8 protein-coding genes are annotated in these 14,450 nt (G+C 55.8%); all 8 read left to right on the top strand.

The genetic code is table 11. From position 1 onward, the window contains the following. The first annotated feature begins 171 nt into the window (after positions 1–171). Complete coding sequence (gene rpoB / locus MPRO_RS09200) at positions 172–4,272, top strand: DNA-directed RNA polymerase subunit beta (protein WP_067290762.1); 4,101 nt, start codon at positions 172–174, stop codon at positions 4,270–4,272. A gap of 67 nt (positions 4,273–4,339) precedes the next feature. Further along, on the top strand, positions 4,340–8,593 hold the full coding sequence (gene rpoC / locus MPRO_RS09195; RefSeq protein WP_067290759.1) for a DNA-directed RNA polymerase subunit beta': 4,254 nt from the start codon (positions 4,340–4,342) through the stop codon (positions 8,591–8,593). Between the two features lie 164 nt (positions 8,594–8,757). Continuing rightward, positions 8,758–9,132, top strand: a complete 375-nt coding sequence (gene rpsL, locus MPRO_RS09190) for a 30S ribosomal protein S12 (protein ID WP_067290748.1) — start codon at positions 8,758–8,760, stop codon at positions 9,130–9,132. 142 nt (positions 9,133–9,274) lie between these two features. Continuing rightward, positions 9,275–9,745, top strand: coding sequence for a 30S ribosomal protein S7 (rpsG, locus tag MPRO_RS09185; protein ID WP_067290746.1), 471 nt, complete (start codon positions 9,275–9,277; stop codon positions 9,743–9,745). Between the two features lie 15 nt (positions 9,746–9,760). After that, positions 9,761–11,854 (top strand): elongation factor G, encoded by a 2,094-nt coding sequence (gene fusA / locus MPRO_RS09180; protein WP_067290743.1) that lies wholly within the window; start codon positions 9,761–9,763, stop codon positions 11,852–11,854. A gap of 30 nt (positions 11,855–11,884) precedes the next feature. Next, a complete protein-coding gene (gene tuf / locus MPRO_RS09175; RefSeq protein WP_067290741.1) occupies positions 11,885–13,108 on the top strand; it encodes an elongation factor Tu in 1,224 nt (407 codons plus the stop codon). Between the two features lie 271 nt (positions 13,109–13,379). Continuing rightward, positions 13,380–13,691, top strand: a complete 312-nt coding sequence (rpsJ, locus tag MPRO_RS09170) for a 30S ribosomal protein S10 (RefSeq protein ID WP_067290898.1) — start codon at positions 13,380–13,382, stop codon at positions 13,689–13,691. A gap of 113 nt (positions 13,692–13,804) precedes the next feature. Beyond that, positions 13,805–14,443 carry a 50S ribosomal protein L3 gene (gene rplC, locus MPRO_RS09165; RefSeq protein WP_067290737.1) on the top strand — a complete coding sequence of 213 codons (639 nt, stop codon included), beginning with the start codon at positions 13,805–13,807 and terminating at the stop codon, positions 14,441–14,443. The last annotated feature ends 7 nt before the right edge of the window (positions 14,444–14,450 follow it).

Genomic DNA, 14,450 nt, shown 5'->3' with positions numbered 1-14,450 from the left:
GCGTCTATGCATTCAGAGCGGCTGAACGCTGTTCAAAGTGCTATGGCTGGTGGCGAATAGCCACCGGCCTTTTTCCGTTATTTATAGACAGCAAATAAATGACGGTGATACAGACTGGAAGGTCTTCTTCTGGGCTGGTTCGCAACTTGGTGCACATGCTGGGGAACACTGATGGCTTATTCATATACTGAGAAGAAACGCATCCGTAAGGACTTTGGCAAACTGCCACAAGTCATGGATGTGCCTTACCTGCTGGCTATCCAGCTCGATTCCTACCGTCGATTCCTGCAGTTTGGTGGAGACGCCGGCGAGCGTCGCGAAGAAGGTCTGCACGCTGCATTCAATTCCGTATTCCCGATCCAGTCCTATTCCGGCAATGCTGCGCTGGAATATGTGACTTATCGTCTCGGTGAGCCGGTTTTTGATGTAAAAGAATGCCAGATGCGTGGCGTGACCTATGCCGCACCCTTGCGAGTCAAAGTGCGCCTAGTGATTTATGATCGCGAATCCAGCACCAAAGCGGTCAAGGATATCAAAGAGCAGGAAGTCTACATGGGCGAGATGCCGCTGATGACTGATAACGGCACCTTTGTCGTTAACGGTACTGAGCGCGTAATCGTTTCCCAGTTGCACCGCTCACCTGGCGTGTTCTTTGACCACGACAAGGGCAAGACCCATTCATCCGGCAAGCTGCTGTACTCCGCGCGTATCATTCCTTACCGCGGTTCCTGGCTGGATTTCGAATTCGATCCAAAAGATAACCTGTTCGTACGTATAGACCGTCGCCGCAAGCTGCCTGCGACCGTTCTGCTGCGTGCCCTGGGTTATCAGACAGAAGAAATCCTGGATATCTTCTTTAATAACACCAGCTGGTCCCTGACCGATGACAGCATCCGCATGGAGCTGGTGCCGGAACGTCTGCGCGGCGAAACCATGTCGTTCGAGATCAAGGATCCCGAAGGCAATGTGGTCGTCGAAGCGGGTCGCCGTATTACGCCGCGCCACATCAGCAAGATGGCGCAGGCTGGCATGACCGAGCTGGAAGTGCCGATGGAGTACCTGGTAGGCAAGGCAATGGCGAAAGACGTTGTTGATCCGGCCACCGGTGAAGTCATCTCCCTGTGCAACGCTGAAATCACCGAAGATCTGGTGAACAAGATGCGTGCCGTGGGCCTGACTGCCTTCGAATCCCTGTACACCAACGACCTGGATACCGGTGCGTTCATCTCGGCGACGCTGCGTGTCGACAGTACTCGCAGCCAGATCGAAGCGCTGGTCGAAATCTACCGCATGATGCGCCCAGGCGAGCCGCCGACCAAAGAGTCTGCCGAGTCCCTGTTCGAGAACCTGTTCTTCACCGACGAGCGCTACGACCTGTCTGGCGTAGGCCGCATGAAGTTCAACCGTCGACTGGGCCGTGACGAGATCACAGGTCCTGGAGTGCTGTGCAAGGAAGATATCCTTGCGGTCATGGAAACCCTGATCGCTATTCGCAACGGCGATGGCGTTGTCGATGATATCGATCACCTGGGTAACCGTCGTATCCGTTCCGTCGGCGAAATGGCCGAGAACCAGTTCCGTGTCGGTCTGGTCCGCGTTGAGCGCGCCGTGCGTGAGCGTCTGTCCATGGCAGAGTCCGAGAACCTGATGCCGCAGGATCTGATCAACGCCAAGCCGGTTGCGGCGGCGGTGAAAGAATTCTTCGGTTCCAGCCAGCTGTCCCAGTTTATGGACCAGAACAACCCGCTGTCCGAGGTCACGCACAAGCGTCGTGTCTCCGCACTGGGCCCAGGTGGTCTGACCCGTGAACGCGCAGGCTTCGAAGTCCGCGACGTGCATCCGACCCATTATGGTCGTGTCTGCCCAATCGAGACCCCTGAAGGTCCGAACATTGGTCTGATCAACTCGCTGGCTGTGTATGCGCGCACCAACGATTACGGTTTCCTTGAGACGCCGTATCGCCGCGTTATTGAAGGTCAGGTTACCGACGATATCGATTATCTGTCGGCGATCGAAGAGAACAAGTACGTCATCGCCCAGGCTTCGGCCACGATGGATGAGAACAAGCGCCTGGTCGACGACCTGGTAGCCGTGCGTCACCTTAACGAATTTACCGTTATGGCGCCGGACAAGATCCAGTATATGGACGTATCGCCGCGCCAGGTGGTCTCCGTTGCTGCATCGCTGATTCCGTTCCTTGAGCACGATGACGCCAACCGCGCCCTCATGGGTTCCAACATGCAGCGTCAGGCTGTACCGACACTGCGCGCCGACAAGCCGCTGGTAGGTACTGGCATGGAGCGCAATGTTGCTTCCGACTCCGGTGTCTGCGTTGTGGCGAGCCGTGGCGGCGAGATCGAGTCGGTGGATGCGGGTCGTATCGTGGTACGTGTACACGATGACGAAGTACAGGCGGGTGATGCCGGTGTCGACATCTACAACCTGACCAAGTACACCCGTTCCAACCAGAACACCTGCATCAACCAGCGCCCAATCGTGCGCCCGGGTGATGCTGTGCAGCGTGGCGACATCATGGCTGACGGCCCGTCCGTCGACATGGGCGAGCTGGCACTGGGTCAGAACATGCGTATCGCGTTCATGCCCTGGAACGGTTACAACTTCGAAGACTCCATCCTCATCTCCGAGCGTGTGGTGCAGGAAGATCGCTTCACCACTATCCACATTCAGGAACTGACCTGTGTGGCGCGTGACACCAAGCTGGGGCCAGAGGAAATTACCTCCGACATCCCCAACGTCGGTGAATCCGCTCTGGCCAAGCTGGACGAGTCCGGCGTGGTACACATCGGTGCTGAAGTTGGGCCTGGCGACATCCTGGTCGGCAAGGTAACACCCAAGGGTGAAACCCAGCTGACGCCGGAAGAAAAACTGCTGCGTGCGATCTTCGGTGAGAAGGCGTCCGACGTTAAGGACACCTCCCTGCGCGTCAAGACCGGTACCATCGGCAAGGTTATCGATGTTCAGGTCTTCATCCGTGACGGCGTGCCCAAGGACGAGCGTGCGCTGTCCATCGAGAAGAGCGAGCTGAACGCCATTCGCAAGGACCTTAACGACGAATTCCGTATCGTCGAGCAGGCTACCTTCGAACGTCTGGCCAAGGTCATGGTTGGCCTCAAGGCTGACGGCGGTGCCGGTCTTGCCAAGGGTGAAGAGATTACTGAATCCTTCCTGGGTGTGCTCAAGCACTCCGAGTGGTTCAAGATCCGCGTATCCGACGAAGCCGTCTCCGAGCAGCTCGAACTGGCGCGCAAGCAGCTGGAAGAGCGTCGCGAGAACCTCGACAAGCGCTTCGAAGACAAGAAACGCAAGCTGCAGACCGGCGACGATCTGGCACCTGGCGTACTGAAAATCGTCAAGGTTTACGTGGCTACCAAGCGTCACGTACAGCCGGGCGACAAGATGGCAGGCCGTCACGGTAACAAGGGTGTTATCTCCGTTATCATGCCGGTTGAAGACATGCCTTACGATGAGAACGGCGAGCCGGTCGATATCGTACTGAACCCGCTGGGCGTACCATCGCGTATGAACGTCGGACAGGTTCTCGAAACCCATATGGGTGCCGCCGCCAAGGGGCTGGGTCGCAAGATCAACGAGATGCTGGAAGTCGAACGCGCCAAGGCCGAGAAGGTCAAGGAGCTGCGTTCTTTCCTGGGCGAGATCTACAACGGCGATCATGGCGCGGGCAAGGCCTGCCGTCACGAAGGTCTGGAAGACTTCACTGATGCCGAGATCCTCGATCTGGCGCACAACCTGCGCGGTGGTGTACCTATTGCCACGCCGGCGTTTGACGGTGCCAAGGAAGTCGAGCTCAAGACCCTGTTGCGTCTGGCAGGCCTTGATGAAAGCGGTCAGGTAAGCCTGTTTGACGGTCGCAGCGGCGAGAAATTCGACCGCAAGGTGACCGTAGGTTACATGTACATGCTGAAGCTTAACCACTTGGTAGACGACAAGATGCATGCGCGTTCTACCGGCTCCTACAGCCTCGTTACTCAGCAGCCGCTGGGTGGTAAGGCGCAGTTTGGTGGCCAGCGCTTCGGTGAAATGGAGGTTTGGGCCCTGGAGGCGTACGGCGCTGCGTACACCCTGCAGGAAATGCTCACCGTCAAATCCGATGACGTCAATGGTCGTACCAAGATGTATAAAAACATCGTCGATGGTAACCATCAGATGGAACCGGGCATGCCGGAGTCCTTCAACGTGCTGATCAAGGAGATTCGTTCTCTCGGTATCGATATCGAGCTTGAGAACGATTAAGGATTAACACAATCACGTGGCGGGCGCTGCGCGCGTCTGCCCACTACTCCGCGAGGGGCCACCGAACATGAAAGATTTGCTGAATCTGCTGAAGTCCCAGGGACAGTCTGACGAGTTTGACTCGATCAAGATCTCCCTGGCTTCACCGGAAATGATCCGCTCTTGGTCATTCGGTGAAGTTAAAAAGCCGGAAACCATCAACTACCGTACCTTCAAGCCTGAGCGCGAAGGTCTTTTCTGCGCCAAGATCTTTGGCCCGGTAAAAGACTACGAGTGCCTGTGCGGCAAGTACAAGCGCATGAAGCACCGCGGTGTTATCTGTGAGAAGTGTGGCGTTGAAGTCACCCTGGCCAAGGTTCGTCGTGATCGCATGGGTCATATCGAACTGGCGAGCCCGGTTGCTCACATCTGGTTCCTGAAATCCCTGCCGTCCCGTATCGGCCTGATGATGGACATGACGCTGCGCGATATCGAGCGCGTGCTGTACTTCGAATCCTTCGTTGTTATCGATCCGGGCATGACCACGCTTGAGCGTGGCCAGCTGATGAACGATGAGCAGTATTTCGAAGCGCTGGAAGAGTTCGGTGACGACTTCGATGCCCGCATGGGTGCCGAAGCCGTACAGGAACTGCTGCTGTCCATTAACCTGGAAGAAACCATTCAGCAGCTGCGCGAAGAGATCCCGGCGACCAATTCGGAAACCAAGATCAAGAAGCTTTCCAAGCGCCTCAAGCTGATGGAATCCTTCTACAAGTCGGGCAACAACCCGGCCTGGATGATCATGAGCGTGCTGCCTGTGCTGCCGCCGGACCTGCGTCCGCTGGTACCGCTGGATGGCGGCCGTTTTGCGACCTCGGATCTTAACGATCTGTACCGTCGTGTTATCAACCGTAACAACCGCCTGAAGCGTCTGCTGGACCTCAATGCGCCTGATATCATAGTGCGCAACGAAAAGCGCATGCTGCAGGAAGCGGTCGATGCACTGCTGGATAACGGCCGTCGCGGTCGTGCCATCACCGGCTCCAACAAGCGCCCGCTGAAATCCCTGGCCGACATGATCAAGGGTAAGCAGGGTCGTTTCCGTCAGAACCTTCTGGGTAAGCGTGTCGACTACTCCGGTCGTTCCGTTATCGTGGTAGGTCCGTACCTGCGTCTGCACCAGTGCGGTCTGCCGAAGAAAATGGCGCTGGAGCTGTTCAAGCCGTTTATCTTCTCCAAGCTTGAGCTGCGTGGCTATGCCACCACCATCAAGGCTGCCAAGAAGATGGTCGAGCGCGAAGAGCCGCTGGTCTGGGATATCCTGGACGAAGTTATCCGCGAACATCCGGTACTGCTGAACCGTGCACCGACACTTCACCGTCTGGGTATCCAGGCGTTTGAGCCGGTTCTGATTGAAGGCAAGGCCATCCAGCTGCATCCGCTGGTTTGTGCTGCCTACAACGCCGACTTTGACGGTGACCAGATGGCGGTACACGTACCGCTGACAATCGAAGCGCAGCTGGAAGCACGCGCGCTTATGATGTCCACCAACAACATCCTGTCGCCCGCCAACGGCGAGCCGATCATAGTACCGTCCCAGGACGTGGTACTGGGTCTGTACTGGATGACCCGTGAGCGCGTTAACGCTCTGGGTGAAGGCATGGCCTTCGCGGACATCGAAGAAGTGGCCCGTGCCCACGGTGCCAAGCAGGTTGACCTGCAGGCTCGTGTAAAGGTGCGTATCCACGAAGTTATAAACGACATCGAAGGCAACGTTGAAGAGCGTACCGAGATCAAGGAGACCACTGTTGGTCGTGCCTTGCTGTTCGCTATAGTGCCCAAGGGCCTGCCGTTCTCGCTGGTTAACCAGTCGATGAAGAAGAAGGCGATCTCGCGTCTGCTGAACGAGGCGTACCGTCGCTGTGGTCTGAAAGACACCGTTATCTTTGCCGACCAGCTGATGTACACCGGTTTCCGTCAGGCAACTGTGTCCGGTTCCTCTATAGGTGTGAATGACTTCGTTATACCGGATGAAAAAGGTCGGATTATCGACGATGCCGAGAACGAAGTTAAAGAAATCGAGCGTCAGTTCTCCGACGGCCTGGTAACCCAGGGCGAGAAGTACAACAAGGTTATCGACATCTGGTCCCGAGCCAACGAAGTACTGGCCAAGCGGATGATGGATAACCTGCGCACCGAGCCGGTACTGGATGCCGACGGTGAGATCGTCAAGGACAAGGAAGGCAAGGACCTGATTCAGGAATCCTTCAACTCTGTCTACATGATGGCCGACTCCGGTGCTCGAGGCAGCGCCGCTCAGATCCGTCAGCTGGCGGGTATGCGTGGTCTGATGGCCAAGCCGGATGGCTCCATCATCGAAACGCCGATCACTGCAAACTTCCGTGAAGGTCTGAACGTACTGCAGTACTTCATCTCGACCCACGGCGCGCGTAAGGGTCTGGCAGATACGGCACTGAAAACGGCGAACTCCGGTTACCTGACGCGTCGTCTGGTAGACGTGGCGCAGGATCTGGTTATCACCAACGAAGACTGCGGCACCGAAAACGGCCTGCTGCTGACGCCGCTGATCGAAGGCGGCGATGTAGTCGTGCGTCTGGGTGACCGCGTGCTGGGTCGTGTCGTTGCCAACGATATCCTGGATCCGACCGGCAAGGATGTGCTGATCGATGCCGGTACTCTGATCGATGAAGCCTGGGTACACCGTCTGGAAAATGACGAGCGTTATTCCTCGATCGATGAGATCGTGGTGCGTTCTGCCATCACCTGTAACGAAACCCACGGCATCTGTTCGGCTTGTTACGGTCGTGACCTGGGTCGCGGACATCTGGTTAACCGCGGTGAAGCCATTGGTGTTATCGCAGCCCAGTCCATCGGTGAGCCGGGTACCCAGCTGACCATGCGTACCTTCCACATCGGTGGTGCGGCATCGCGAGCAGCGGCTGTCGACAGCATCCAGGTGAAGAACGGCGGTGAAGTCCGCCTGCACAACCTGAAGTTCGTTGAACGTCTGGATGGCAAGCTGGTCGCGACATCGCGTTCCGGTGAGCTGGGTGTGACCGACGAGCATGGCCGTGAGCGCGAGCGCTACAAGCTGCCGTACGGTGCCGTAATCAAGGTGAAGGAAGGTGCCATAGTGAATCCTGGCGACATCGTCGCTAACTGGGATCCCCATACGCATCCGATCATCACTGAAGGCGCGGGTCGTCTGCAGTTCCACGGCATGGACGACGGTGTTACCGTCAAGCGCCAGCAGGACGAGCTGACGGGTCTGTCTTCCATAGACGTACTGGAAGCCAAGGACCGCCCGCAGGCCGGCAAGGACATTCGTCCAATGATCAAGCTGATCAATGCCGACGGCAGCGACATGATGCACCCGGGTACGGATTCTCCGGTTCAGTACCTGCTGCCACCCAAGGCGATTCTTGGTTTGGCTGACGGCGCTGAAGTGGCTGTTGGTGATGTACTGGCACGTATTCCGCAGGAAGGCAGTGTCAACAAGGACATCACCGGTGGTCTGCCGCGCGTTGCCGACCTGTTCGAGGCGCGCAAGCCGAAGGAATCTGCGATTCTCGCGGAAATCTCCGGTGTCATGACCTTCGGCAAGGAAACCAAGGGCAAGCGTCGCATACTGCTGACGCCGCCTAATGGCGATCCGTTCGAAATCATGATGCAGAAGTGGCGTAACCTGAACGTCTTCGAAGGTGAGCAGGTTGAAACGGGTGAGGTCATCTCCGATGGTCCGTCGAACCCGCATGACATTCTGCGCATTCTGGGCGTTGGTGAACTGGCCAAGTACATCGTGGCCGAGATCCAGGACGTTTACCGTCTGCAGGGCGTACTGATCAACGACAAGCACATCGAGGTTATTGTTCGCCAGATGCTGCGCAAGGTCGAAATCGCTACATCCGGTGACTCCACCTTTATTCCGGGTGAGCAGGTCGAGTTCAGCGCAGTGGCAGAAGAAAACGCCGCGCTGGAAGCTGCAGGCAAGATTCCGGCGAAGTTCGAGCGAGTGCTGCTGGGTATCACCAAGGCATCACTGGCAACCGAATCCTTCATCTCCGCGGCCTCCTTCCAGGAGACTACCCGCGTACTGACCGAAGGTGCGGTAACAGGCAAGAAAGACTACCTGCGTGGTCTGAAAGAAAACGTTGTTGTTGGCCGATTGATTCCGGCCGGTACAGGTCTGGCGTATCACAGCGAGCGCAAGCGCAAGAAGCGTGCTGCCCAGGCTCAACCCGGCACAGCGACCGTGAGTGCGGAAGAAGTGCAACAGGCACTGACCGAAGCATTGAACGCTTCGCTATCGGATTCTGAGTAATTATTGGTCAGTAATTGACTATAGGGGTCGGAATTGATTAAAATTCCGGCCCCCTTGTGCTGGGACCAGCTGTCGAGCGGAGTGCGCTACGCATTTTGCACGGACATATGGCTCCGGCTTTTTGGTGTTTATCCATTAATACGTGAAAACGTGGAGTTTGCTTAATGGCAACTATTAACCAGCTGGTGCGTTCGCCACGCAAACGCGCTGTTGAAAAAAGCGACGTTCCTGCTCTGCAGGCTTGTCCTCAGCGTCGTGGCGTATGTACTCGTGTATACACCACTACACCGAAGAAACCTAACTCAGCGCTGCGCAAAGTTTGCCGTGTGCGTCTGACTAACGGTTTTGAAGTGACGTCCTACATCGGTGGTGAAGGCCACAACCTGCAGGAACACTCTGTCGTACTGATTCGCGGCGGCCGTGTAAAAGACTTGCCAGGTGTGCGTTACCACACTGTACGTGGTGCTCTGGACTGCTCCGGCGTCAACGACCGTAGACAGGGTCGTTCGAAGTACGGAACCAAGCGTCCTAAATCTTAATCGTCGTCATTACGGCGAGGCTTTGTAGCGCAAATGGCTATCGGGCTAGACCGGACACGGTAAGAGTAAGGTCAGGCGAACCCGCATAGGCGGCATATCCTGAGTTAACCTGAAGACCTTTTTATAAATTGAGGGCTTATCAATGCCTAGAAGACGCGTCGCTGCAAAGCGCGAAATCCTGCCGGATCCTAAATTCGGCAACAAAACTCTGGCTAAATTCATCAACCACCTGATGGTCAGCGGCAAGAAATCTGTCGCCGAGAAGATCGTCTACGGTGCGCTTGATAAAATCCAGGAACGTACCAAAGCTGACCCGCTGGAAATCTTTGAGAAAGCACTGGAAACCGTACAGCCGATGGTCGAAGTTAAGTCCCGTCGTGTTGGTGGTGCTACTTACCAGGTTCCTGTTGAAGTCCGTCCGTCGCGTCGTAACGCTCTGGCCATGCGCTGGCTGGTAGAGTTCTCGCGCAAGCGTGGCGAGAAATCCATGGCCCTGCGCCTGGCGGGTGAATTGGCTGATGCTGCTGAAGGTCGTGGCGCCGCTGTTAAGAAACGTGAAGACGTGCATCGTATGGCCGAAGCCAACAAGGCTTTTGCTCACTATCGTTTCTAAACTGAGGATAGAGTCGTGGCTCGTAAAACTCCTATAGCACGCTACCGTAACATCGGTATCTGTGCACACGTAGACGCCGGTAAGACCACCACTACCGAACGTGTACTTTTCTACACAGGTCTGTCTCACAAGATCGGTGAAGTACACGACGGTGCTGCCACCATGGACTGGATGGAGCAGGAACAGGAGCGTGGTATTACTATCACCTCCGCTGCTACCACCTGTTTCTGGGCCGGTATGAACCAGCAGTTTGAACCGCACCGCGTAAACATCATCGACACACCGGGACACGTTGACTTCACGATCGAAGTTGAGCGTTCACTGCGTGTACTCGACGGTGCCGTGGTTGTGTTGTGCGCCTCTTCTGGTGTACAGCCGCAGACCGAGACTGTATGGCGTCAGGCCAACAAGTATGAAGTCCCGCGCATGGTGTTCGTCAACAAGATGGACCGTGCCGGCGCTGACTTCTACATGGTTGTCGACCAGATGAAGAAACGTCTGGGTGCTGTTCCTGTGGCGATCAATCTGCCAATCGGTGCTGAAGACGAATTCAAGGGTGTTGTTGACCTGATTCGCATGAAAGCCATCATGTGGAACGAAGCTGATCAGGGCATGACCTACGATCTGGAAGAAATTCCGGCCAGCCTGCAGGCGCGTGCTGAAGAGATGCGCGAGCAGATGGTTGAAGCTGCAGCTGAAGCTACTGACGAACTGATGGACAAGTACCTTGAAGGTACTGAGCTGACCATCGAAGAAATCAAGGCTGGTTTGCGTGCCCGTACCCTGAACAACGAAATCGTGCCGATCATGGCCGGCTCCGCGTTCAAGAACAAGGGTGTTCAGTTCATGCTGGACTCCGTGATCGAATACCTGCCATCGCCGATCGAAGTTAAGGCGATTGAAGGTACTCTGGATGACAAGGACTCTACCCCGGCTGTTCGTGCTGCTGATGATAGCGCTCCTTTCTCCGCACTGGCGTTCAAAATCGCAACTGACCCCTTCGTTGGTACTCTGACCTTCGTTCGTGTCTACTCCGGCGTTCTGAAGTCCGGCGACAGCGTGATTAACTCTGTCAAGTCGAAGAAAGAACGTATCGGTCGTATGGTACAGATGCACGCCAACCAGCGTGAAGAGATCAAGGAAGTGTGCGCAGGCGACATCGCCGCACTGATCGGCATGAAGGACGTTACTACTGGTGACACCCTGTGCAGCCTGGACGATCGTATCGTTCTGGAGCGCATGGAGTTCCCGGAGCCGGTAATCTCTGTTGCTGTTGAGCCGAAATCCAAGGCTGACCAGGAAAAAATGGGTATCGCGCTGGGCAAGCTGGCTCAGGAAGATCCCTCTTTCCGCGTTGAAACCGATCAGGAATCCGGCCAGACAATTATTTCTGGCATGGGTGAGCTTCACCTGGACATCCTCGTTGACCGTATGCGTCGCGAGTTCAAGGTTGAAGCGAACATCGGCAAGCCGCAGGTTGCCTACCGCGAGAAAATCCGCAAGACCGTCGAAGCAAACCACAAGTTTGCCCGTCAGTCCGGTGGTCGCGGTCAGTACGGCCACGTTGTTGTAGAATTCAGCCCATCCGAACAGGAAGGTCTGGAGTTCATCAACGAAGTCGTAGGTGGATCTATTCCGAAGGAATACATTCCGGCGATCCAGAAGGGTATCGAAGAACAGATGAAGAACGGCGTAATCGCGGGCTACCCGCTGATTGGCCTGAAAGCACGTCTGTACGACGGTTCCTTCCACGAGGTTGACTCCAACGAGATGGCGTTTAAAATCGCAGCTTCTCAGGCGTTGAAAAAATACGCTCAGGAAGCGAGCCCTTGTCTGCTCGAGCCGATGATGAAAGTCGAAGTCGTGACTCCGGAAGACTACATGGGTGACGTGATGGGTGACCTTAATCGTCGTCGTGGTCTCGTTCAGGGTATGGATGACACCGCCGGTGGCAAGGTTATTCGCGCTCAGGTGCCGTTGGGCGAAATGTTCGGTTATGCAACCGATCTGCGCTCGGCAACCCAGGGTCGTGCGACCTACTCCATGGAGTTTGATGACTACGCTGAAGCGCCTGCAAACATTGCAGAAGCAGTTATCAACCAGAAATAATTACGCCTAATTGATCAAGAGGTATTCGTGATGGGTAAGAAAGCATTTGAACGTAACAAGCCGCACGTAAACGTCGGCACCATCGGTCACGTCGACCACGGTAAAACCACTCTGACAGCGGCTCTGACGCGCGTTTGTTCTGAGACTTGGGGCGGCTCTGCCGTTGCCTTCGACGGTATCGACAATGCTCCTGAAGAGCGTGAGCGCGGTATTACTATCGCAACTTCGCACGTTGAGTACGAATCTCCAGGACGTCATTACGCGCACGTCGACTGCCCGGGTCACGCTGACTACGTCAAGAACATGATCACCGGTGCAGCTCAGATGGACGGCGCTATCCTGGTATGTGGCGCAACTGACGGCCCTATGCCGCAGACTCGCGAGCACATCCTGCTGTCGCGTCAGGTGGGTGTACCTTTCATCGTTGTCTTCCTGAACAAGGCTGACCTGCTGGCTGAAGATTGCGGCGGCGTTGAGTCTGAAGAATACGCTGAAATGCTGGAGCTGGTAGAAATGGAGCTGCGCGAGCTGCTCGATACCTACGACTTCCCAGGCGACGACACTCCGATCATCGCTGGTTCCGCTCTGATGGCTCTTAACGGTCAGGACGACAACGAACTGGGTACGTCTGCAGTCCTGAAGCTGGTTGATGCGCTGGACAACTACATCCCGCAGCCTGAGCGCGCAGTTGACCTGCCGTTCCTGATGCCAGTGGAAGATGTCTTCTCCATCTCCGGTCGCGGTACTGTTGTAACCGGTCGTGTAGAGCGTGGCATCCTGAAAGTTGGCGACCAGATCGAGATCGTTGGTGTTCGCGATACTCAGGTTACCACCTGTACTGGTGTTGAAATGTTCCGCAAGCTGCTGGACGAAGGTCGTGCAGGCGAGAACGTTGGCGCGCTGCTGCGTGGCACCAAGCGTGACGACGTTGAGCGTGGTCAGGTTCTGTGCAAGCCGGGTTCTATCAAGCCGCACACTCAGTTCGAGGGCGAAGTCTACGTACTGAGCAAAGAAGAAGGCGGACGTCACACTCCGTTCTTCAAAGGCTACCGTCCACAGTTCTACTTCCGTACCACAGACATCACCGGTGCTTGTGAACTGCCGGAAGGTGTTGAGATGGTAATGCCGGGTGACAACGTGCAGATGTCCGTTACCCTGATCAACCCGATCGCCATGGAAGAAGGCCTGCGTTTCGCGATTCGCGAAGGCGGCCGTACCGTTGGTGCTGGTGTTGTAGCTAAAATCATCGCCTAAGATCAGTTCGCTGATCTGAGGTGACGAAAAGGCCCTCTTCGGAGGGTCTTTTTTTATGCTCGGGATGGGCATGAGTGTGTCGGGCCAGGATGCCCGCTTGTGGTCAAGTATGGTGAAGTGTGTTCTGTTCCGGGCGAGGTTCAATTGTTGCTGTTTAATTAATAACCGCATTCACTTGACGCTGGTAGCGCCCCTGAGTAGAATTTGCGTCCCTTCCTAGAAGGGTATGCCGGCTTCGGCCGTTCAAAAACTTTGATTAAGTGTGATCAAAATGCAGAATCAGAAAATTCGAATTCGTCTGAAGGCGTTTGATCATCGCCTGATCGACTCTTCCGCTTTGGAGATCGTAGAGACTGCAAAGCGGACTGGTGCTCAGGTGCGTGGTCCGATCCCACTTCCCACCCGCAAAGAGCGTTTTACCATCCTGGTTTCTCCGCACGTCAACAAAGACGCGCGCGATCAGTATGAAATCCGTACTCACAAGCGAGTTCTGGACATCGTTGAGCCAACTGAGAAAACAGTTGACGCGCTGATGAAACTGGATCTGGCTGCGGGCGTTGAAGTGCAGATCAGCCTCGGCTAATTCAGCACTGCGCATTCTAATTTATATTCATGAAGCGCTGTTTGTGGAATGCCCTGTAAAGGGTAGCCGTAGTGGGTAACAGCCCCGTACACAACTGGCAAGAGGTTAAAAACATGACTGTAGGTCTAATCGGACGTAAAGCGGGCATGACCCGTGTCTTCACTGAAGATGGCGTGTCCGTGCCAGTCACCGTCATCGAGGTCGAGCCGAACCGCGTGACTCAGGTGAAAACCATCGAAGCTGATGGTTACACTGCTGTGCAGATCACCACTGGTGGCTGTAAAGCTAGCCGGCTGAGCAAGCCGGAAGCTGGTCACTTTGCTAAAGCTGGCGTTGAAGCCGGCCGCGGTTTGTGGGAGTTCCGCCTGTCGAATGACGAAGAAATCAACGTTGGCGATGCGCTGACCGTTGAGCGCTTCGAAGCAGGTCAGAAAGTAGATGTTACTGGTCAATCCAAAGGCAAGGGCTTCCAGGGCGCGATCAAGCGTTGGAACTTCAGCATGCAGGATGCGACTCACGGTAACTCTCTGTCTCACCGAGCTCCGGGTTCCATAGGACAATGTCAGACTCCTGGCCGCGTCTGGAAAGGCAAAAAGATGGCAGGTCACATGGGTGCTGAACGCGTTACTATTCAGACCCTTGAAGTCGTTCGCGTAGACGCTGAACGCAACCTGCTGTTGGTCAAAGGTGCCGTGCCGGGTGCTCCCGGCGGTGACGTAATCGTTAAACCGGCTGTCAAGGCTGGCGCCTAAGGGGAGG

Source organism: Marinobacterium profundum (assembly GCF_001528745.1).
In the GTDB taxonomy this organism is placed as follows: domain Bacteria; phylum Pseudomonadota; class Gammaproteobacteria; order Pseudomonadales; family Balneatricaceae; genus Marinobacterium_A; species Marinobacterium_A profundum.
This window is presented reverse-complemented; position numbering and strand designations above follow the sequence as displayed.